Raw genomic sequence first — 22,464 nt, 5'->3', positions numbered from 1 at the left:
TATCCATATGCAAACGATACCGTAAGACCTTGCGGCCCCATGCCGCGTGAGGTCTACACGCGACAGACATGGGCAAGACAGGCTACTTCACACATCGCGACTTCTGGAAGCACGACATGGGCGGCGGGCATCCCGAATGTCCCGGCCGCCTGGATGCCATCGAAGACCGCCTGCTGCTGACCGGCGTGGGCGATGCGCTCGAACACCGCGAGGTGCCGCTGGCCACGCTGCAGCAGATCACCCGGGCCCACAGCACCGCGCACGTCGAGCACCTCGAGGAGCTGCACCAGCGCCTGGTGGCCGACGAGCCCGCCGGCGGCCCCGACCATGCGCAGGTCGACCCCGACACCGTGCTCACCCGCTTCACCCTGCTGGCCGCGCGCCGCGCCGCCGGCGCAGCCATTGCCGCGACCGACGCGGTGCTGGCCGGCGAGCTGGAGAACGCCTTCTGCTCGGTGCGCCCGCCCGGCCACCATGCCTGCCGGGAGCAGGCGATGGGCTTCTGCTTCTTCAACAACATCGCCATTGCCGCGCGGCACGCCATTGAAGTGCACGGCATCGAGCGCGTGGCCATCGTCGATTTCGACGTGCACCACGGCAACGGCACCGAGAACATCCTCTCGAACGACCCGCGCGTGCTGATGGTCGGCTTCTTCCAGCACCCGTTCTATCCCTACAGCGGCACCGACCATCCGGCGCCGAACATGCTCAACATGCCGATCCCGGCCTACACCAAGGGCATGGATGTGCGCGAGATGATCGAGGCGGTATGGATGCCGCGCCTGGAGGAGTTCAAGCCCCAGATGGTCTTCATCAGCGCGGGCTTCGATGCCCATCGCGAAGACGACCTGGGCCAGCTCGGGCTCAACGAGAACGACTTCGCCTGGATCACCGGGCGCGTGCACGACGTGGCCAGGCGCCATGCCAAGGGCAGGATCGTCTCGATGCTTGAAGGCGGCTACAACCTCGATGCGTTGGCGCGCAGTGTGGAAGCCCACATCCGCGTGCTGGCCGACCTGTAATGCCGCCGGCGCGAACGGCGCCCATGCTTTCTTGAACCGATGAATTTCAACGACTTCACCCAACGCCTGAGCCAGGTCGAGGCACGCGGCATCGCCATCGAACTCGCCGTGCTGGCGGCCTGCGTCGCCCTGGCCTGGGGCGTGTGCAAATGGTTCGGGCGCGACCAGCCCAAGGACTCGATCTGGTTCGGCGAGCGCACCTTCGACGGCGTGCTGTTCCCGCTGCTCGCGCTGATGCTCACCGACCTCGCCCGGCGCGCGGTGATCGATTTTCAGACGGTGTTGGTGCTGCGCATCGCTGTGTCGATGTTCCTGTCGCTGGCGGTGATTCGGCTGTTCGCTCGGGTGCTGCGTGCGGTGTTTCCGGCTTCCAACCTGGTGCGGCTGCTGGAGCGCACCGTCTCGTGGCTGGCGTGGATCGCGGCGGTGCTGTGGATCGTGGGCCTGCTGCCGCCGGTGCTGGCGGAACTCGACGACATCACGCTGGCCTTCGGCAAGACGCGCGTGAGCCTGCAGACCATCATCCAGGGCGTGCTGTCGGCGGGCCTCGTGATGGTGATCGCGCTGTGGATCTCGAGTACGGTCGAAAAGCGCATCCTGCGCGAGGCCGTCACCGATCTGTCGATGCGCAAGGTGGCGTCGAACGCGGTGCGCGCCTTCCTGCTGCTGATCGGCCTGCTGTTCGCGCTGTCGGCGGTGGGGGTGGACCTGACGGCGCTGTCGGTGCTGGGCGGCGCGCTCGGCGTGGGGCTGGGCTTCGGCCTGCAGAAGCTGGCGTCCAACTACGTGAGCGGCTTCGTGATTCTGCTGGAGCGCTCGATCCGCATCGGCGACAACGTGAAGGTCGACACCTTCGAGGGCCGCATCACCGACATCAAGACGCGCTACACGCTCATTCGCGCGGGCAACGGCCGCGAGGCCATCGTGCCGAACGAATCGCTCATCACCAGCCGGGTCGAGAACCTGTCGCTGGCCGACCGCAAGTTCAACATCACGACCACCATCGTGGTGGGCTACGAGAGCGACGTGGCGCAGGTGCAGTCCATTCTTTGCGAGGCGGCCAAGGCCCAGCCGCGCGTGATGACCGATCCGGCGCCGGTGGCCTTCCTGATGAACTTCGCGCCCGACGGGCTGGAGTTCACGCTCAACTTCTGGGTGACCGACCCCGACAAGGGCAAGGACAACCTGCGCTCGGCCATCAACATCGCCATCCTCGACGGCCTGCGTGGCGCGGGGATTGATATTCCCTATCCGCAGCGCGTCGTGCGCGTGGAGTCTTTACCGCCGGGAGTCGCTTCGGCCCCCGACGCTGTTTTATAATCGAGGAAAAGCACGATCGTTCTTTTTTATTGGCCGACAGCGCCGACAAGAAGAATGGAGAGGCGGCAAAGGTCGCGTCCTAGAATGACCGGTTGCCCTCGAAGCCCCCTTTTTGCAATCCAATGGAGTCAAGTCAATGAAGGTTCTTGTGCCTGTCAAACGGGTCGTCGATTACAACGTGAAGGTGCGCGTGAAGAGCGACGGCACCGGGGTGGACATTGCCAACGTCAAGATGAGCATGAACCCCTTCGACGAGATCGCTGTCGAAGAAGCCGTGCGCCTGAAGGAAAAGGGCGTGGTCACGGAAGTGATCGCCGTCTCGTGCGGTGACGCCAAGTGCCAGGAAACCCTGCGCACCGCGATGGCCATCGGCGCCGACCGCGGCATCCTGGTGGAGACCACCGAAGAACTGCAGCCGCTGGCCGTGGCCAAGCTGCTGAAGGCGCTGGTCGACAAGGAGCAGCCCTCGCTCATCATCCTGGGCAAGCAGGCCATCGACGACGACGCCAACCAGACCGGCCAGATGCTGGCCGCGCTGGCCGACCTGCCGCAAGCCACCTTCGCCTCCAAGGTCGAAGTCGCTGGCGACAAAGCCACCGTGACGCGTGAAGTCGACGGCGGCCTGGAAACCATCTCGCTGAGCCTGCCGGCCGTCATCACGACCGACCTGCGCCTGAACGAGCCGCGCTACGTGACGCTGCCCAACATCATGAAGGCCAAGAAGAAGCAGCTGGACACCTTCAAGCCCGAAGACCTGGGCGTGGACGTGAAGCCGCGCCTGAAGACCCTGAAGGTCGCCGAACCTCCGAAGCGCGGTGCCGGCATCAAGGTGCCTGATGTCGCAACGCTGGTGGACAAACTGAAGAACGAAGCGAAGGTGATCTGAACATGACCGCACTTGTTATTGCCGAACACGACCACGCCAGCATCAAGCCGGCAACCCTGAACACCGTGACCGCCGCGCTGGCTTGCGGTGGTGATGTGCACGTGCTGGTGGCAGGCGCCAACGCAGCAGAAGCCGCCAAGGCCGCAGCCCAGATCGCAGGCGTGACCAAGGTCATCGCCGCCGACAGCGCCAGCCTGGCGGAGAACCTCGCCGAGAACGTCGCAGCCCAAGTGCTGGCGATTGCAGGCAACTACAGCCACATCCTGTTCCCCTCGACCGCCAACGGCAAGAACGTCGCTCCGCGCGTGGCCGCCAAGCTGGACGTGGCGCAGATCAGCGACATCACCAAGGTGGACAGCCCGGATACGTTCGAGCGCCCGATCTATGCAGGCAACGCGATTGCCACCGTGCAGAGCAGCGATGCCACCAAGGTGATCACGGTTCGCACGACCGGCTTCGACGCCGCGGCCGCCACCGGTGGCAGCGCAACCATCGAAAACGCCGAAGGCGTGGCCGACAGCGGCAAATCGAGCTTCGTTAGCCGTGAAGTCACCAAGAGCGACCGCCCCGAGCTGACCGCCGCCAAGATCATCGTCTCGGGTGGCCGCGCCCTGGGCAGCGCCGAGAAGTTCACCGAAGTGATGACGCCGCTGGCCGACAAGCTGAACGCCGGCCTGGGCGCCAGTCGTGCAGCCGTCGACGCAGGCTATGCACCCAACGACTGGCAAGTGGGCCAGACGGGCAAGATCGTCGCGCCGCAGCTGTACATCGCCGCCGGTATCTCCGGCGCCATCCAGCACTTGGCCGGCATGAAGGACTCGAAGGTCATCGTCGCGATCAACAAGGACGAAGAGGCGCCGATCTTCTCGGTGGCCGACTACGGCCTCGTGGCCGACCTGTTCACGGCCGTGCCGGAACTGGTGAAGGCGCTCTGATCGCATCGCTGCACTGAGCCAGAGGGCATCGTTCGCGATGCCCTTTTCGTATCCGCTGTATCTGGAGACAAGACATGAGCTACACCGCCCCCATCAAGGACATGCTGTTCGACATCGAGCACCTGGCCAACATCGGCGAGATCGCCAAGCTGCCCGGCTTCGAAGACGCCGGTCTCGAAACCGCGCAGGCCGTGCTGGAGGAATGCGCCCGTTTCAACCAGGACGTGATCGCTCCGCTGAACATCGAGGGCGACCGCAATCCTTCGTCGTTCAAGAACGGCGCCGTCACCACCACGCCGGGCTTCAAGGACGCTTTCGCGCAGTACGTGGCCGGCGGCTGGCAGGGCCTGCAGCATCCGTCGGACTTCGGCGGCCAGGGCCTGCCCAAGACCATCGGCGCGGCCTGCGGCGAGATGCTGAACTCGGCCAACATGAGCTTCGCGCTGTGCCCGCTGCTGAGCGACGGCGCCATCGAAGCGCTGCTCACGGCCGGTTCCGACGAACTGAAGGCGGTGTACCTCGAGAAGCTCGTGAGCGGCCAGTGGACCGGCACCATGAATCTCACCGAGCCGCAGGCCGGCAGCGACCTGGCCATGGTGCGCAGCCGCGCCGAGCCGCAGCCCGACGGCACCTACAAGGTTTTCGGCACCAAGATCTTCATCACCTACGGTGAGCACGACATGGCCGAGAACATCGTGCATCTCGTGCTGGCCCGCGTGACCGGCGCGCCCGAGGGCGTGAAGGGCATCAGCCTGTTCGTGGTGCCCAAGTTCCTCGTGAACAAGGACGGCTCGCTGGGCGAGCGCAACGACGTGCACTGCGTGAGCATCGAGCACAAGATGGGCATCAAGGCCTCGCCCACCGCCGTGCTGCAGTACGGCGACCACGGCGGCGCTGTCGGCTATCTCGTGGGCCAGGAGAACCGCGGCCTCGAGTACATGTTCATCATGATGAACTCGGCCCGCTATGCCGTCGGCATGCAGGGCATCGCGATTGCCGAGCGCGCCTACCAGCACGCCGTGGCCTATGCCAAGGACCGCGTGCAGAGCCGTCCGGTCGACGGCTCCATCAACGCCAGCGCGCCGATCATTCACCACCCCGACGTCAAGCGCATGCTGATGACGATGCGCGCCTACACCGAAGGCTGCCGCGCGATGGCCAGCGTGGCCGCCGCCGCCTACGACGCGGCGCATCACCACCCCGACGCCGACGCGCGCAAACAGAACCAGGCCTTCTACGAATTCATGGTGCCGCTGGTCAAGGGCTACAGCACCGAGATGAGCCTGGAGGTGACCTCGCTCGGCGTGCAAGTGCATGGCGGCATGGGCTTCATCGAAGAGACCGGCGCGGCGCAGTACTACCGCGACGCCAAGATCCTCACGATCTACGAAGGCACGACCGCCATCCAGGCCAATGACCTCGTGGGCCGCAAGACGGCGCGCGACGGCGGCCAGACCGCGAAGGCGATTGCCGCGCAGATCGAGAAGACAGAAGCCGAACTCGCCAAGAGCGACAACCCCGCCGCGGCCGCGGTGCTCAAGCGCCTGACGGCCGCGCGCCTGGCTTTCATCGACGTGGTCGACTTCGTGGCCGGGCAGACCAAGGCATCGCCCAACGCGGTGTTCGCCGGCAGCGTGCCCTACCTGATGCTCGCGGGCAATCTGGTGGCCGGCTGGCAGCTCGCGCGCTCGCTGATCATTGCGCAGGACCTCGCCTCGCGCAGCTTCGACACCGACTTCATGCTGGCCAAGGTCGCCACCGCGCGCTTCTATGCGGAGCACATCCTGAACAAGGTGCCGGGCATTCGCGACAGCATCGTCGACGGCGCCGAGAGCGTCACGGCACTCGCGCTCGACGCGTTCTGACGCGCGGCCGCTGTCGCCCATCTGACGGGCTGCAGCGGCCTTCCTCTCTTATAAAACCGAACCCATTTCCGGAGACGACATGTCCAAGCTGCCCCCCGTCCTGGCGAACCTGCCGCTGCCGATCATCGGCTCGCCGCTGTTCATCATCAGCAACCCCAAGCTCGTGATTGCGCAATGCAAGGCGGGCGTGGTCGGCTCGATGCCCGCACTCAACGCGCGCCCCGCGGCGCAGCTGGAAGAGTGGCTGATCGAGATCACCGAAGAGCTGGCTGCCTACAACAAGGCCAACCCGGACAAGCCGGCCGCGCCCTTCGCTATCAACCAGATCGTGCACAAGAGCAATGACCGGCTCGAGCACGACATGGAGATGGTCGTGAAGTACAAGGTGCCGATCGTCATCACCTCGCTGGGCGCACGCACCGACGTGAACGACGCGGTGCACAGCTACGGCGGCGTGACGCTGCACGACATCATCAACAACAAGTTCGCGCAGAAAGCCATCGAGAAGGGGGCCGACGGCATCATCGCCGTGGCGGCCGGTGCCGGCGGCCACGCGGGCGTGAAGAGCCCGTTCGCGCTGGTGCAGGAAATCCGCCAGTGGTTCGACGGCCCGATCGCGCTGTCGGGCTCCATCGCCACCGGTGGCGCGGTGCTCGCGGCGCAGGCCATGGGCGCCGACTTCGCCTACATCGGCACGGCCTTCATCGCGACCGAGGAAGCGCGCGCGAGCGACGAGTACAAGCAGGCCATCGTCGAAGGCAACTCGGACGACATCGTCTATTCGAACCTTTTCACCGGCGTGCACGGCAACTACCTCGCGCCGAGCATCGTCAAGGCCGGCATGGACCCGGCCAACCTGCCCGAAGGCGACCTGAAGACCATGAACTTCGCCTCCGGCGACGGCAGCAAGGCCAAGGCCTGGAAGGACATCTGGGGCTCGGGCCAGGGCATCGGCGCCGTGACCGAAGTGGCCAGCGCCGCGGCCTTCATCGAAAAGCTCAAGCGCGAGTACCAGGAAGCAAGGCAGCGGTTGGCGCTTTGACCGCCGTCGCGAACGGCGCGGCGCCCGTCGACCGGGCGCTGTCGCCATCGGTGGGGCGCATGCCGCTGCTCGACGCGGCAAAGGGCATTGCGTGCGCCGTGATCGTCGGGCACCACCTCTCGCGCTACGGCCCGATGCCGGCCGGCGCGTATGCACTCGCGCCCGATTTCTTCGCGTGGTTGTCCAACGAGGGACGTCTCGCGGTGCAGGTGTTCCTGGTGATCGCCGGCTTCCTGGCGGCGGCGAGCCTTGCGCCCGACGGCATGCTGCGCGTCGACCGGCCGGTCACGCGCATCCTGCAGCGCTATGGGCGGCTGGTGATGCCGTACCTGGCGGCGCTCACGGTGTGCGTGCTGGTCGCCGCGGTGGTGCGGCCCTGGCTCGATGAAGAAGTGGTGCCCGCCGCACCTACCTTCGGGCAACTGGTCGCGCATGGGTTGCTGCTGCAGGACCTGCTGGGCTACGAGTCGCTGTCGACCGGTGTCTGGTACGTGGCCATCGACTTCCAGCTGTTCGCGCTTGCGCTCGCGCTGGTTGGATTGCCGACGATGCTGCAACGCTCCACCGGTGCTGCGCCCGCCAGCCTGCCGGCGCGCTGGTTGCCGGTGGCGCTGGTGCTGGGGCTGGCCGTGGCGTCGCTCGTGCTGTTCAACCGCAACGCGGGGCTGGACGACACGGCTTTCTATTTCTTCGGCACCTACGGCCTCGGCATGCTGGTGTTCTGGATTGGCCGCGCGACGCGCTTCAGCACCTGGCAGAGCGCGGTCGCGCTGCTGGCGCTGCTGGGGGCGGGCGCGCTCGCCATCGACTGGCGCAGCCGCATCGCCACCGCGCTGGTGACGGCGCTGCTGCTCGCGATCGCACAGCGCCGGCATTGGCTGTCGCCGGCGCACTGGCCGCTGCTGGCCGTGCCGCTGCAGCGGCTGGGGCGCATGTCTTATTCGCTCTTTCTGATCCACTTCCCGGTGCTGCTCGCCATGAATGCGGCAGTGGCGAACGCCGGGCCGCACGGCGCGTGGTTCGATGCGGCCGGACTGGTCGCGACCTTCGCACTGTCGGTCGCGGCGGCAGCGCTGCTGTACCGCTGGGTCGAGGCGCGCCCCGCCTCGTGGCGCGGCGTGTTCATGCTTTTTGCTGCCTTGCTGGTCAGCGGAATAGTCGTTTCTCATTAGCCAAGGGGCGCCCCGCGCGGGCGCCCGGGCTGAATCTTCCCGAACGTGTTGCGTTCGAGCCCCGGACCGTGCAGTCTGCGGGCTCGTCAGTCGCGCTCATCTCCAGTATGATTGTGGAAATTTCAGTAAATACTGAAAATCCAAGAAAACAAGGAATGAACAAGCACTCGCACCACCGATCGCCGTTGAAGGCCTTCGCGTCGCCGGACGTCGGCGGGGTGGTGCAAGGCGCCGCCGCGTTGCTGTGGCTGCCGCAGGCGGCCTTGCTGGCGATGGCGGTGCAGGGGTTGGCGTCGGGGCAGGGCCTTCAGGCGGTGTGGCTGCCGGCCGGCGCGACCCTGCTGCTGGGCTTGCTGCGTGCCGCCTGCGAGGCCTGGGGCGCACGCCGCACTTTCGGCCGCGCGCGGGCACAGCTCACCGCTTTGCGCGCACAGACGGCCGAGGCCTTGGCCGGCGGATCGCCGCTGGATCGCGGTCGCGCGCCTTCAGGCCAGGCGGCCAGCGTGCTCGCCGAGCAGGCGGAGGCGCTGGTGCCGTACCTCGTGCGCTACCAGCCTGCACGCTGGCGCGCGACGGTCGTGCCGATCTTCATCCTCTGCGCCGTCGCGTATTTCTCATGGGTCGCCGCGCTGGTGTTGCTGTTCGCGGCGCCGCTGATCCCGATCTTCATGGCCATCGTCGGCTGGCGCGCCAAGGCAGCCAGCGAGGCGCAGATGGTCGAGATGGGCGGCATGAACGCCTTTCTGCTCGACCGCCTGCGCGGCCTGGCAACCCTGCGCGCGCTCGATGCCGTGGACGCCACGGCGCACAGGCTCGGCGATGCCGCGCAATCGCTGCGCGTGCGAACGATGGCGGTACTGCGCATCGCGTTTCTCTCTTCCGCGGTGCTCGAGCTTTTCTCGGCGCTGGGCGTGGCGATGGTGGCTGTGTATGTCGGCTTCCACCTGCTGGGCTCGCTCGGCTTCGGCACATGGGGGCAACCATTGAGCCTGGGGGAAGGCCTGTTCGTCCTGCTGCTGGCGCCGGCTTTTTTCGAGCCGCTGCGCGAGCTATCGGCCGTATGGCACGACCGGGCGGCCGGTGAGGCCGCGCTGGAAGCGCTCGACGGACTGCAGCGACATGCACTGCCGCTGCCCGGCGCGAACGCATCGCTGAAGCGCGCCGCCGCAGGCTCGGCGGTCGCCGCACCCGCCATCGCCGTCCATGGCCTGCATTTCTCCTGGCCCGGCGAAACGCGAGAGGTCTTCGACGGCCTCGAGCTTCGCGTCTCCGCAGGCGAGCACATCGCACTGACCGGCCCCAGCGGCTCGGGCAAGACGGCATTGCTGTCGCTACTGGCGGGCCTCGTACCGGCAACGAGCGGCGAGATTGCAATCGGCGGCGTCGCGCTTACCGACCACACGATCGCTTCCCTGCGCCAGCGCATGGCATGGATGGGGCAGGCGCCGCATGTCTTCGCCGGATCGGTCGAGGCCAACGTGGCGCTGGGCCGTACGGATGTCGATACGCCCCGCGTGACCGAGGCCATGCGCTTCGCCGCGCTCGACGCCGTGGCGCAGGCGCATCCCGGCACGGCGCTGGGAGAGGGCGGACGCGGCCTGTCCGGCGGCGAGGCGGTGCGGCTCGCGCTGGCCCGCATCGCGGTGCATCCGCATGCCGACCTGCTGCTGGTCGACGAGCCGACCGCGCATCTGGATTCCGAGACCGCCGCCCGCGTGGGCGATGCGCTGGTCGAACTGGCACGCGGCAAGACGCTGATCGTCGCCACGCACGACCCGGTGCTCGCGGCGCGGATGGACCGCGTGGTGAGCCTCGGCGCCGAGGCCATGGAGAAGGCCGCATGAACGCCGGCAGAACCAACACCACGCAATGGCGCGAACTGCGGCTCGTGCTGCGCCCCTTCTTCGTCGAGCAGCCGCGCGCTCTGCTGCTGGGCGGACTGCTTGCCGCTCTTACTGTGCTCGCGGGCATGGCTCTGCTCGGCCTCTCCGGCTGGTTCATCACCGCGACCGCGCTGGCCGGCCTGCATGCGGCCACGGCCTTCACCTTCGATGTGTTCATGCCCTCGGCCGGCATTCGCCTGCTGGCGCTGGGCCGCACGGCTTCGCGCTACGGTGAACGGCTCGTCACGCACGACGCGACCTTCGGCGTGCTCGCGGCGCTGCGCGTTCGCCTCTTCCGCGGTTGGGCTCGGCCCGAGGCGGCGCGCGCGTTGCTGATGCGCCCGGCGCGCCTGCTATTCCGCCTCACGTCCGACATCGATGCGCTCGAATCGCTCTACCTGCGCCTGCTTGTGCCTGCTGCCGCCGCACTGGGAGCGGCACTCCTGGCGGGCATGGTGCTCGGCTTCATGCATGTGGCGATGGGCGCTGCGTTGGCGTTGTGGCTCGTGTTCGCCGGCTGGGGCATCGCCATCGTGGTGGCGCGGCGCGCCCGTCGGCCCGCCATTCGGCGCGCGCACGCCATCGAAGCCTTGCGCGCCCGTGCCGTCGATTTGGTCGCGGGCCAGACCGACCTCGTGATGGCGGGCCGCATCGATGCACAGCGCGAGGCGCTGATGCGCGCCGATGCGCAACTCGCTCAGGCCGATCTCGCGTTGAACCGGCTCGAGGCCGCTTCCGGTTTCGCCTATGGCAGCGCCGGCACGCTGACTCTCGTGGGCGTGCTGCTTGTCGTCGGCGCGCTGGTGAGCGAGGGCGTGATCGGCGCACCTGCAGCAGCACTGGCGTTGCTTGTGGCGCTCACCGCTACTGAGCCTTTCGCTGCACTGCGCCGCGGCGCGCTCGATGCGGGCCGCACCTGGCTTGCGGTGCGGCGTCTTGCGCCGCGCATGGAGCTTGCGGAAGACGATGCGACTTCGGCAAAGCCTGAAGACGACGCCCCCTTCGCACTGCAGCTGAAGAACATCACCGTCACGCACCCCGGCAGCCGCGCGGAAGTCTTGAGCGACGTGTCGCTGACCCTGCAGGCGGGCGAGCGCGTCGCGCTGGTCGGCACGAGCGGCGCGGGCAAGTCCACATTGCTCGCAGCCATCGCCGCCGAAATCACGCCGCGGTCCGGCACCGTGAGCGCCCAACCGGCTTGCCTGCTGACCCAGCGCACCGAGCTCTTCCAGGACAGCCTGCGCGACAACCTCCGCCTGGCCGACCCGACCGCAAGCGACGAGCGCCTCTGGTCCGTGCTGCAGGCCGCGGGCCTCGAAGCCGACGTGCGCGCGCTCTCCACCGGCCTCGACACCCGCCTCGGCGAAGGCGGCCTCGGTCTTTCGGGCGGCCAGTCGCGCAGGCTCGCATTGGCGCGACTGCTGCTGCGCCCCGTGCCGCTGTGGCTGCTCGACGAACCGACCGAGGCGCTCGATGCCGCCGTCGCGCACGACGTGATGCAGCGCCTCGCGCAACACGCCGGCCCGCGCACCTTGCTCATCGCCACGCACCTGCGCCGCGAAGCCGCGCTGGCCGACCGGCTCGTGTGCATGCGGCACGGCCGCATCGTTGCCGACCTGCGCCGCGGCAGCGATGCCTTCGACGCCGCGCTTCGCAGCCTTCGCCCGGATTGACCGAGAGAGAAGCAAACAGAAAACAGGGAATACAAAGGAAGAAACCCATGGATCTCGACATCGTTGCGCTATCGCGCCTGCAGTTCGCCGTCACGGCGCTGTACCACTTCCTGTTCGTGCCGCTCACGCTCGGGCTTTCGATCATCATCGCCATCATGGAGACGGTCTACGTGATGACCGGCCGCGTGATCTGGCGCGACATGACGAAGTTCTGGGGCGTGCTGTTCGGCATCAACTTCGCGATGGGCGTCGCCACCGGCATCGTGATGGAGTTCCAGTTCGGCATGAACTGGAGCTACTACAGCCACTACGTCGGCGATATCTTCGGCGCGCCGCTGGCCATCGAAGGGCTGATGGCCTTCTTCATGGAAGCGACCTTCGTCGGGCTGTTCTTCTTCGGCTGGGACAAGCTCTCGAAGGTGGGCCACCTGATCGCCACATGGGCCGTGGCCATCGGCTCCAACTTCTCGGCGCTGTGGATTCTCATCGCCAACGGCTGGATGCAGAACCCGGTGGGCGCGGCCTTCAACCCGCAGACCATGCGCATGGAAGTGACCGACTTCGCCGCGGTGCTGACCAACCCGGTGGCGCAGGCCAAGTTCGTGCACACCGTGTCGGCAGGGTACGTGTGCGCCGCCGTGTTCGTGCTCGGCGTGTCGGCCTGGTACCTGCTCAAGGGCCGTCACCTCGAACTGGCCAAGCGCTCGATGACCGTCGCGGCCTCGTTCGGCCTGGCCGCCGCGCTGTCGGTGGCGGTGCTCGGCGACGAGAGCGGCTACCTCTCCGGCGAACACCAGAAGATGAAGCTCGCCGCCATCGAAGCCATGTGGGAGACACAACCCGCACCCGCGGCCTTCACCGTCATCGGCTTTCCAGACCAGGAAGCGCGCGAGACGCACTACGCCATCCACATCCCCGGGGTGATGGGACTGATCGGCACGCGCTCGCTCGACACGGTGATGCCCGGCATCGACGAGCTCGTGAAGCGCGCCGAGGTCCGCATCCGGGAGGGCCTGAAGGCCTACGACGCGCTGCAGAAGATCCGCGAAGCGGGCGGCACGGGCAAGGTGACGCAGGGCGTGCGCGGGGACTTCGAGGACAACGGCATCAACATGGGCTATGCGCTGCTGCTCAAGCGTTATGTCGACGACCCGCGCCAGGCCACCGACGAGCAGATCACCAAGGCCGCATGGGACACGGTGCCGCAAGTGGCGCCGCTGTTCTGGCTGTTCCGGGTGATGGTGGGCATCGGCGTGCTGCTGATCGTGCTGACAGCGACCTTCTTCGTGTTGTCGGCGCGCCGCAAGCTCGACAGCTACCGCTGGCTGCTGAAGGTCGCGGTGTTCGCGATTCCGCTGCCCTGGATCGCCATCGAGTCGGGCTGGCTGGTGGCGGAGTTCGGCCGCCAGCCATGGGTGATCGAAGGCGTGCTGCCGACCGCGGTGGCCGTGTCGAACCTCGGCGTGAAGACGCTGCTGCTCACGATCGCGGGCTTCATCGCCATCTACACCACGCTGCTCATCATCGAGATGAAGCTGATGCTCAAGGCCATCCGCAAGGGGCCTGAAGCCGAGCACGCGCCCGACGAGGGCGACACGCTCTCGCACATTCCGCCGGCCCACGCCGGCGCCACCATCGCCCGGACCGGGAGCGCCGCATGATCCTCCACACACTCCTCGACTACGACACCCTTCGCTTCATCTGGTGGCTGCTGATCGGCGTGCTGCTGGTGGGCTTCGCCGTGACCGACGGCTTCGACCTGGGCAGCGGCATGCTGCTGCCCTTTGCCGCGCGCAACGACATCGAGCGCCGCGTCGTCATCAACAGCGTGGGGCCGGTGTGGGAAGGCAACCAGGTGTGGCTGATCCTGGGCGGCGGCGCCGTCTTCGCGGCGTGGCCTCAGCTGTACGCCGTGTCTTTCTCGGGCTTCTACCTTGCGATGTTCGTGATTCTCACGGCGCTGATCCTGCGGCCGGTGGCCTTCAAGTTCCGCAGCAAGCGCGAGTCGCCGCAGTGGCGCGCGCGCTGGGACTGGGTGCTGTTCTTCAGCGGCTTCGTGCCCGCGCTGATCTGCGGCGTGGCGATGGGCAACGTGCTGCAGGGCGTGCCGTTCCGCTTCAACAACGACATGCACATCTTCTACGACGGCGGCTTCTTCGGGCTGCTGAATCCGTTCGCCATCCTGTGCGGGCTGGTGTCGGTGGCCATGCTGGTGATGCACGGCGCGGCGTGGCTGCTGCTGAAGACGGCGGGGCCGGTCGCCGAGCGTGCGCGCACCTACGGCATGGTGGCGGCCGTGCTCACCATCGCGCTGTATGCGCTGGCCGGCGTGCTGCTGGCCACGAGCATCGGCGGCTATCGCATCAGCAGCGTGATCGACGCGGTCGGGCCTTCGAACCCGATGCTGAAGACGGTCGAGCTGCACGCGGGCGCATGGACCGCCAACTACGCGGCGCATCCATGGACGATGGCCGCACCGGCCGCCGGCTTCGTCGGCGCGCTGGGCGCGCTGCTCGGGCTCGCGCTGCGCCGGCCGGTGCTCTCGCTGCTGACGGCGGCGCTCGGCATCGCCGGGATCATCCTGAGCGTGGGCGCGTCGATGTTCCCGTTCATCCTGCCTTCGTCGATCGACCCGCGCGCCAGCCTCACGGTGTGGGACTCGTCGTCGAGCCACCTCACGCTGTTCATCATGCTGGTGGTCACGGCCTTCTTCATTCCCATCATCGTGGCCTACACCAGCTGGGTCTATCACGTGCTGTGGGGCAAGGTCGACGAGAAGGCGATCCGCGAAGAGAGCGGACACGCCTACTGAAGAAAACGGAGGAAAAAAAGATGTGGTACTTCGCCTGGATTCTTGGCCTGCCGCTGGCAGCCGCTTTCGCCGTACTCAACGCGATGTGGTACGAACTCATGGACGACGACGCGGTGCGCAAGGCCAAGCTCGAAACGCCCGAATCGTCGGAAGGGCAGGAGCGGCTGTAGTCCTCGGGGCGGTGGTAGCCGCCCGTCCCTCAAAGTCCCGCGACCCCGGCGGTTTCAGTCGGGCGCGGGATTTTTCTTTTTCGACGCGCCGCCGCCCGTGATGCGGTCCTTGAGCGTCAGCACCTTCGTCACGGTCGCGCCCATGCCCATGAGCTTCATGGCGGTCTCGGGCGCGAGCCGCTGAACGTCGTCGAACCACTTCATCAGCCGGTCGATCAGGTCGTGCATCTCGCGCATGCGCTCCTGCGCATGGCGCTCGGCGTCGCTCGTGGGCGATTCGAGCAGGGCGTTGCGCAGCATCGAGAGCGTGGGCTCGATCTCGCGTCGGCGCCGTTCCTCCGCCAGCACCCGGAAGATTTCCCATACGTCCGCGGGCGCCTCGAAGTATTCGCGGCGGTCGCCCGCATGGTGGCGCAGGTGCACCAGCCGCCAGGCCTGCAGTTCCTTCAAACCCATGCTGACGTTCGAACGCGAGAACTCGAGCAGTTCGGCGATCTCGTCGGCGTTGAGCGCGCGCTCGGACAGAAAGATCAGCGCGTAGATCTGCCCGACGGTGCGGTTGATGCCCCACTTGCTGCCCATTTCGCCGAAGTGGGCGACGAACTGGCGGTTGAGGGGAGGGAGGTCTGAAGAGGTGGCCATGGGCCGGATTGTCGCGCCGGGACGTGCTGTATTTCCGGAAGTTTCCGAAAACTTCGGAAGCTCGAAAGGTTAACAAATAACCAATATTGGTTATATCCAGGAAACCGTTAGTTAACAAAAATAAACATTCCCTGACCATTTGCACTTTCTTGGTGCAAGTCGCAACCCTTTTCAAAGGTTTAGAACAATGAACAAAAGTCACCGCAGCATCTGGAACTCGGCGCTCGGCGCCTGGGTAGCCGTTTCGGAGAACACCCATGCCCGAGGCAAGAAGAGCCGCCGGGCGGTGGCGCTGGCGGTGGGCGCGGCCTCGCTCCTGATGACGGCCGGGCCGTCGTTCGCGGGCGGCGACGGCGGCGGCGGGGGCTTTCTCGTCAACGGCAAATACGGCACCGGGCAGACGGCGGGCGACAGCACGACCGGGGCGGGGGGCAACGGCGGGCAGGGCGATCAATCCGCCGCCGGTGCCGTCGGCGGCAACCTCGGAACGAATGGGTCCAACGGTGTCTCGGCGGCGTACGGAAGCTCGCCGGACAGGCTCGACGGCAGCGGCGGCGGTGGCGGCGGCTCCGCCCGGACCGGCTCCTCGCCTGTCACCACGACCATCAAGGCCGGCAATGGCGGCAACGGCGGAACCGGTGGCTACAGCTATGTGGACAAGAAGGGCGCCACCCAGCTCTCCAGTCCGGGCGGCGCCGGCGGCGGAGGGGGCGGCGGCAGCGTGCTCGCGACTCAGTCGTTCGAGGTCAAGGCCTCGGGCGTGCTGGTCGGCGGCAACGGCGGCAATGGCGGCGGTACGGTTGCGAAGACCTCGTCGCTGGCAGGTGCCGGCGGCGGTGGCGGCGCGGGCGTGCTGGTGGTGCCCGTGGGCGGCGTGACGATCACCAATGCCGGCTCGATCACCGGCGGCAACGGCGGATCGGGCATTGCCGCCGTCGGCATCGACCCGCGCACCAAAGCGGCGATCTACGGTGGCGCCGGCGGCAACGGCGAAGGCGGCGCCCTGGGCGGCACGCAACTGGGCGCCGCTGCGCAGGGCGGCGCGGGCATCGTGGGCAGCAACCTCACCATCATCAACAGCGGCACCATTTCCGGCGGCCTCTCGGGCGACGGGACGACGCGCGCCAATTCGATCCAGATGGGCGGCAACAACAATTCGCTCACCCTCAGGGCGGGCTCGGTGCTCAACGGCGGCGTGGTCGCGCAGGGCACCGGCAACAAGCTGTTCCTGGAAGGCACGAATACCGAGAGCGACACCTTCCAGGGCTTCTCGAGCATCAATGCCGCCAGCGGCAGCAAGTGGACGCTGACGGGCAAGTTCCAGCCCACGGGCAACCTCGCGGTCAACGTGGACGGCACCGGCACGACGCCCGCGCAGCTCGCCATGAACGGCGTCATCTCCGGCACCGGCAGCCTCACGGCCGACGGCGGCGGCACGCTCGCGCTGGGCGCCACCAACACCTATGCCGGCGGCACCAGCATCAAGAACGGCACCACGGTGCAGATCGGCACGGCCGGCGCGCTCGGCTCCGGCACGGTCTCGCTCGAAGGCGGCAAGCTCACCGCCACGTCCAGCCTGAACCTGGCCAACAGCCTGTCCTTCGCAGTAGGCCAGCGCAGCACGGTGGCCGCCGCCAGCGGCAAGACCTTCGGCATCGGCGGCACCCTGACGTTGAACGGCAGTGCCACCGCCGTCTTCGGCAGCACTTCGGAGAACGGCACCGTCCGCCTGGACAGCGGCACCACCGCCGTCACAAGCAGTGCCGCGGTCGTCGTGGCCGGCGGCACGCTGCAGGTGGCGGACGCAGCCCGCGCGGGCACGATCTTCTCCAACGTGGCTTCGACCACGGTGAGCTCCGGCGCCACGCTCGACCTGAACGGCTACAACGTCACCGTCGCCAACCTGCAGGGGGCCGGCACGCTGAGGACCAGGACCGGCAACGGCGCCCAGACGACCACGCTGCAGTCCGGCAATTTCTCGGGTTCGATCACCGGCGCGGGCCAGCTCGTGAAGACGACCGCCGGCACGCTGGTGCTGACCGGCACCAACAGCTACACCGGCAGCACCACCATCAGCGGCGGCACGCTGCAACTGGGCGACGGCGGCAACACCGGCAGCATCGACAGCACCAGCAGCATCACCAACAACGCCGCGCTCGTGTTCAACCGCTCCGATGCGGTCAGCTTCACGCGCGCCATCGGCGGCACCGGCAGCGTGACCCAGAGCGGCAGCGGCACGCTCACCCTGTCGGGCGCCAGCACCTATTCCGGCGGCACCACGGTCAGCGGCGGCACGCTGCAGGTCGCGGCCGCCTCCGCGCTCGGAAGCGGCGGCCTGACGATGGCCGGCGGCAAGCTGGCCGCGACCTCGACCATGACCTTCTCGAAGGCCGTGGGCTTCACGGCCGGCACGGCCAGCACCGTCGCCGCCGCCGGCAACCGCACGCTGACGCTGGCCGGTTCGCTGAGCCTGGGCGCGAACGCCACCGCCACCTTCGGCAGCAGCACCCAGGCCGGCGTGGTCAGCCTCACCGGCACCAGCGCCACGGTGGACAGCACCGCCGCCGTGGTGGTTGCCGGCGGCACCCTGCGCGCAGGCAACGCGGCATTGGCCAGCACGGTCTTCGGCACTGCCGCCTCGACCACCGTGAACAGCGGCGCGACGCTCGACCTGAACGACCTGAACGTCTCCATCCACAACCTGCAGGGCGCGGGCGCGCTGCAGACGGGTTCCAAGAACTCGCAGACCACCACCGTGGAAGGCGGCCAGTTCGGCGGCGTCATCTCGGGCGCGGGCAAGCTGGTGAAGACCGGCACCGACACCCTGACGCTGACCGGCACCAACACCTACGGCGGCGGCACCACCATCAGCGCGGGCACGCTGCAGATCGGCAACGGCGGCACCAAGGGCAGCATCAGCGGCAACATCGTCGACAACGGCGTGCTGCAGTTCAACCGCTCCGACGACATCGCCTATGCCGGCGGCATCTCCGGCACGGGCAGCCTGACGAAGTCGGGCGCCGGCAAGCTCACGCTCACCGGCACCAACACCTACGACGGCGGCACCACCATCAGCGCGGGCACGCTGCAGGTCGGCAACGGCGGCACCACCGGCAGCATTGCCGGCAACATCACCAACAACGCGGCGCTGGTGTTCAACCGCTCCGACAGCTACACCGTGGCCGGCGACATCGACGGCACCGGCAGCCTGACCGACAGCGGCGCGGGCACGCTGATCCTGGCCGGCACCAACAGCTACACAGGCGGCACCACCATCGGCAAGGGCGCGACGCTGCAGGTCGGCAATGGCGACAAGAGCGGCACGCTCACGGGCGCGGTCACGGCCAACGGCAACCTGGTCTTCGATCGCTCCGACGACTCGGGCTTCACGGGCACCGTCAGCGGCGCCGGCAGCCTGACCAAGAACGGCGCGGGCGAACTCGAGATCACCGGCGCCAACACCTACACCGGCAACACGTGGGTGAACGGCGGCACGCTGCGGGTGAACAACACCAGCGGCAGCGCGACCGGCACCGGCAGCGTGCAGGTCGGCTCCGGCGCCACGCTGGCCGGCGGCGGCACCATCAGCGGCGCGGTCACCGTGGCCGACGGCGGCTCGCTCGCGCCGGGCAACAGCCCCGGCACGTTGACCACCGGCGACCTGAATCTGGCCAACGGATCGTTCCTGAACTACCACCTCGGCGCCGTCGGCGAAGACCCGCTCAACGACCTGATCCAGGTCAACGGCAACCTGGTGCTCGGCGGCACGCTGAACGTCACCGAGACGGCCGGCGGCAGCTTCGGCCCCGGCCTCTATCGCCTCGTCAAGTACACCGGCTCGCTGAGCGACAACGGCCTGAGCATCGGCAGCACGCCGGTCGCGGCCGGCGACCTGTACGTGCAGACCAGCGTGGCCAAGGAGGTCAACCTGATCAACAGCACCGGCGTGCAGCTCGGCTTCTGGGACGGCGGCGACACGGTCAACAACGGCAGCGTGGGCGGCGGCTCGGGCACCTGGCGCATCGGCAGCCCCGGCAGCCCCAACGACACCTGGACCAACAGCGAAGGCGGCTACAACGCCACCTGGAAGCCCAACCAGTTCGCCATGTTCGGCGGCACCGCCGGCACCGTCACCGTGGACAACAGCGGCGGCGACATCAGCATCGGCGGCGCGCAGTTCTACTCCGACGGCTATGTGGTGCAGGGCGACGCCCTGACGCTCGGCAACGCGCACACGGTGATCAAGGTGGGCGACGGCACGCGCTCGGGCGCTTCCATGACGGCGACCATCGCCTCGCAGCTCACCGGCGCGGGCGGCCTCACCAAGGACGACTACGGCACGCTGGTGCTGACCGGCGCCAACAACTACACCGGCGGCACCATCGTGTCGGCCGGCGTGCTGCAGGGCAACACCACCAGCCTGCAGGGCGACATCGTCAACAACGCCAACGTCACCTTCGACCAGTCGACCGGCGGCACCTTCGGCGGCACGATGAGTGGCTCGGGCAGCCTGCGCAAGATCGGCATGGGCGACCTGACGCTGGCAACGGCCAACACCTACACCGGCGGCACCAAAATCGACGGCGGCAGCGTGAGCGCGAACGTCAGCGGCGCGCTGGGCACCGGCCCGGTGGACGTCAACGGCAACGGCTACCTGGCCTTCAACGGCAACGCCGGCGCGGGTGACCTGCGCTTCACCACCGCCGCTGCCAGCACAGGCGTCAACGGCGGCGCGATCGAGTTCAAGGACAACACATCGGCCGAGCGCGCGAGCTTCCTGAACTACAAGGGCGGCAGTGTCACCTTCACCGGCAACTCGACGGCCGGCGATGCCGTGTTCGACAACCGCGGCGGCAGCGTCACTGTGTGGAGCAACGCCACAGCAGGCAATGCACGCATCGTGAACTCCGCGGGCGGCTCGACCAACATCTGGGACGACGCCACGGCCGGCCGCGCGACCATCGTCAACGAGGCGACCGGCTCCCTGGACATCCGCGACCAGGCCACGGCCGCGCAGGCCACGGTGGTCAACAAGACGGGCGCCGTGGTCAACATCCGCGGCCTCACCACGGCCGGCACCTCCATCGGCTCGCTCGAAGGCGGCGGCCGCGTTCTGCTGGGCAACAAGACGCTGACCACGGGCGGGCTGAACACCAGCACCGAAATCTCGGGCGTGATCTCCGGCGTGGGCGGCTCGCTGGTGAAGGAAGGCACGGGCACGCTCACGCTGTCGGGCGCCAACACCTACACCGGCGGCACCGCGCTGCTCAAGGGGCGCCTGAACCTCGGCAATGCCCAGGCGCTGGGCACCGGCGAGCTGGCAATGGACGACGGCACCGAGATCGGCTTCATCGCGCCCGGCATGACCATTGCCAACGCGATCCGCTTCACCGGCAACAGCGACCCGATCATCGACACGGGCGCATTCGACGCCGGCCTGAGCGGCGCCATCAGCGGCGCGGGCTTCATCACGAAGATCGGCACGGGCACGCTGACGCTGTCGGGCGCCAACAGCTACACCGGCGCGACCGACGTGGCACAGGGCACGCTGCGTGCCGGCGCGGCCAACACCTTCAGCGCCGCTTCGGCGCATAACGTGGCCGCGGGCGCGACGCTGGACCTGGCGGGCTACAGCCAGACGGTGGCCTCGCTGACCAACAGCGGCACCGTGTCGCTGGTGGGCAGCGTGCCGGGCACCACGCTGACGGTGAACGGCGCGTACGTGGGCAACGGCGGCGTGCTGAAGCTGGGCACCACGCTCTACTTCAACGGGCCGCCTTCGGACCGGCTGATCCTCAACGGCCCCACGGCCTCGGCCAGCGGCAAGACCACGGTGCAGATCACCAACATCGGCGGCCTGGGCGCGCTGACCAACGGCAACGGCATCGAGGTGATCACCGCGCAGAACGGCGCGAAGACCACCGCGCAGACCACCAAGGACGCGTTCTCGCTCGCGGACGGCCATGTGGATGCCGGCGCCTTCGAGTACCGCCTGTATGCCGCCGACGCGCTCGGCCAGGGCGAGAACTGGTATCTGCGCTCGGCGCAGAAGGGCGTGACCTACTACCGCCCGGAAACCTCGCTCTATGCCGCGCTGCCCAACCAGCTGCGCCAGGGCAGCCTCGCGATGCTGGGCGACGTGCGCAAGCGCGTGGGCGACGACGACGTGAAGGGCACCGCGCCCAGCGCGACCGGCTCCGAGCGCCGCGCCTGGGCCCGCGTGCTGTCCACCGACATCGACATCCAGCAGGGCGGCACCGTCTCGCCCACCAGCAAGGGGCGCCTGACCGGCTTCCAGGCCGGCACCGACCTGCTGGCCACGCCCAACTGGCGCGCCGGCATCTACGTCGGCCAGCTCGACGGCGATGCGCGTGTCAGCGGCTATGCCAGCGGCGTGCAGAACCTCGCAGTCGGCCGCAACGACCTGCGCAGCCAGTACGTGGGCGTGTACGGCACCTACACCAGCGACAGCGGCTTCTATGCCGACGCCGTGGTGCAGTCGGGCCGCCATCGCTACACGGTCGAGCCGCTGATGGGCATCGGCGCGGCCGGCAAGGGCAACAGCCTGCTGGGCTCGATCGAGGTGGGCCAGGCCTTCCCGATCGGCAGCAGCGGCTGGACCGTCGAGCCGCAACTGCAGCTGATCCACCAGCACATGGACCTGAGCAACTCGGCCATCCTGGGCGCGGTGGTCCAGCCCCAGGTCGACAGCGGCTGGCTCGCCCGTGCGGGCGTGCGGGTCAAGGGCGAGATCGACACCGGCATGGGCATGCTGCAGCCGTACGGTCGCGTGAACGTGTACAAGACCTCGCGCGGCACGGACGTGGCGCGCTTCGTCAACGGCGCGACCACCACCAACATCGCGGCGCCCATCGGCGGCACCAGCACCGAACTGGCGGGCGGCTTCACGCTGGCCCTGAACCCGTCGACCAGCCTTTATGGCGAAGTGGGCAAGCTGTGGTCTTCGGGTGGCGACGCCAAGGTGAAGAGCGGCATCAACGGCTCGCTGGGCGTGCGGGTGAAGTGGTAACAGCCGGGGGCT

Annotated in this window: 14 protein-coding genes; 13 read left to right on the top strand and 1 reads right to left on the bottom strand. The window is 68.0% G+C overall.

The features are described from left to right. The first annotated feature begins 68 nt into the window (after window positions 1-68). The 12 genes from L3V85_RS23210 (at window position 69) to cydX (ending at window position 14,780) form a co-directional block, all read left to right on the top strand. On the top strand, window positions 69-1,022 hold the full coding sequence (locus L3V85_RS23210; protein ID WP_237675049.1) for a histone deacetylase family protein: 954 nt from the start codon (window positions 69-71) through the stop codon (window positions 1,020-1,022). Between the two features lie 39 nt (window positions 1,023-1,061). Further along, window positions 1,062-2,342 carry a mechanosensitive ion channel family protein gene (locus tag L3V85_RS23205; protein ID WP_237675048.1) on the top strand — a complete coding sequence of 427 codons (1,281 nt, stop codon included), beginning with the start codon at window positions 1,062-1,064 and terminating at the stop codon, window positions 2,340-2,342. Between the two features lie 136 nt (window positions 2,343-2,478). Beyond that, the gene (locus tag L3V85_RS23200) at window positions 2,479-3,228 is read left to right on the top strand and encodes an electron transfer flavoprotein subunit beta/FixA family protein (protein ID WP_237675047.1); all 750 of its coding nucleotides are present in this window, start codon (window positions 2,479-2,481) and stop codon (window positions 3,226-3,228) included. 2 nt (window positions 3,229-3,230) lie between these two features. Then, window positions 3,231-4,163, top strand: a complete 933-nt coding sequence (locus L3V85_RS23195) for an electron transfer flavoprotein subunit alpha/FixB family protein (protein WP_237675046.1) — start codon at window positions 3,231-3,233, stop codon at window positions 4,161-4,163. A 74-nt stretch (window positions 4,164-4,237) separates the two neighbouring features. Continuing rightward, window positions 4,238-6,028: an acyl-CoA dehydrogenase gene (locus tag L3V85_RS23190; RefSeq protein WP_237675045.1), complete on the top strand. Its 1,791-nt coding sequence runs from the start codon at window positions 4,238-4,240 to the stop codon at window positions 6,026-6,028. 79 nt (window positions 6,029-6,107) lie between these two features. After that, window positions 6,108-7,070 (top strand): NAD(P)H-dependent flavin oxidoreductase, encoded by a 963-nt coding sequence (locus tag L3V85_RS23185; RefSeq protein ID WP_237675044.1) that lies wholly within the window; start codon window positions 6,108-6,110, stop codon window positions 7,068-7,070. Window positions 7,071-7,129: 59 nt separating this feature from the next. Further along, complete coding sequence (locus L3V85_RS23180) at window positions 7,130-8,242, top strand: acyltransferase family protein (RefSeq protein WP_237680633.1); 1,113 nt, start codon at window positions 7,130-7,132, stop codon at window positions 8,240-8,242. Window positions 8,243-8,397: 155 nt separating this feature from the next. Then, window positions 8,398-10,086 (top strand): thiol reductant ABC exporter subunit CydD, encoded by a 1,689-nt coding sequence (gene cydD, locus L3V85_RS23175; RefSeq protein WP_237675043.1) that lies wholly within the window; start codon window positions 8,398-8,400, stop codon window positions 10,084-10,086. Then, a complete protein-coding gene (gene cydC, locus L3V85_RS23170) occupies window positions 10,083-11,798 on the top strand; it encodes a thiol reductant ABC exporter subunit CydC (RefSeq protein ID WP_237675042.1) in 1,716 nt (571 codons plus the stop codon). The genes cydD and cydC overlap by 4 nt, the downstream gene beginning before the upstream one ends. Window positions 11,799-11,845: 47 nt before the next feature. Then, entirely contained in the window at window positions 11,846-13,459 is a 1,614-nt protein-coding gene (locus tag L3V85_RS23165; RefSeq protein ID WP_237675041.1) for a cytochrome ubiquinol oxidase subunit I, read from the top strand. Continuing rightward, window positions 13,456-14,610, top strand: coding sequence for a cytochrome d ubiquinol oxidase subunit II (cydB, locus tag L3V85_RS23160; RefSeq protein WP_237675040.1), 1,155 nt, complete (start codon window positions 13,456-13,458; stop codon window positions 14,608-14,610). The genes L3V85_RS23165 and cydB overlap by 4 nt, the downstream gene beginning before the upstream one ends. A gap of 20 nt (window positions 14,611-14,630) precedes the next feature. Then, on the top strand, window positions 14,631-14,780 hold the full coding sequence (gene cydX / locus L3V85_RS23155; RefSeq protein WP_237675039.1) for a cytochrome bd-I oxidase subunit CydX: 150 nt from the start codon (window positions 14,631-14,633) through the stop codon (window positions 14,778-14,780). A gap of 54 nt (window positions 14,781-14,834) precedes the next feature. Here cydX and L3V85_RS23150 read toward each other — a convergent pair whose 3' ends face one another. Further along, entirely contained in the window at window positions 14,835-15,422 is a 588-nt protein-coding gene (locus L3V85_RS23150) for a GbsR/MarR family transcriptional regulator (RefSeq protein ID WP_237675038.1), read from the bottom strand. A gap of 187 nt (window positions 15,423-15,609) precedes the next feature. Here L3V85_RS23150 and L3V85_RS23145 point away from each other — a divergent pair, with 187 nt between their 5' ends. Beyond that, window positions 15,610-22,452: an autotransporter-associated beta strand repeat-containing protein gene (locus L3V85_RS23145; RefSeq protein WP_237675037.1), complete on the top strand. Its 6,843-nt coding sequence runs from the start codon at window positions 15,610-15,612 to the stop codon at window positions 22,450-22,452. Window positions 22,453-22,464: the final 12 nt, after the last annotated feature.

The organism is Variovorax paradoxus, assembly GCF_022009635.1.
Lineage (GTDB): Bacteria > Pseudomonadota > Gammaproteobacteria > Burkholderiales > Burkholderiaceae_C > Variovorax.
This window is presented reverse-complemented; position numbering and strand designations above follow the sequence as displayed.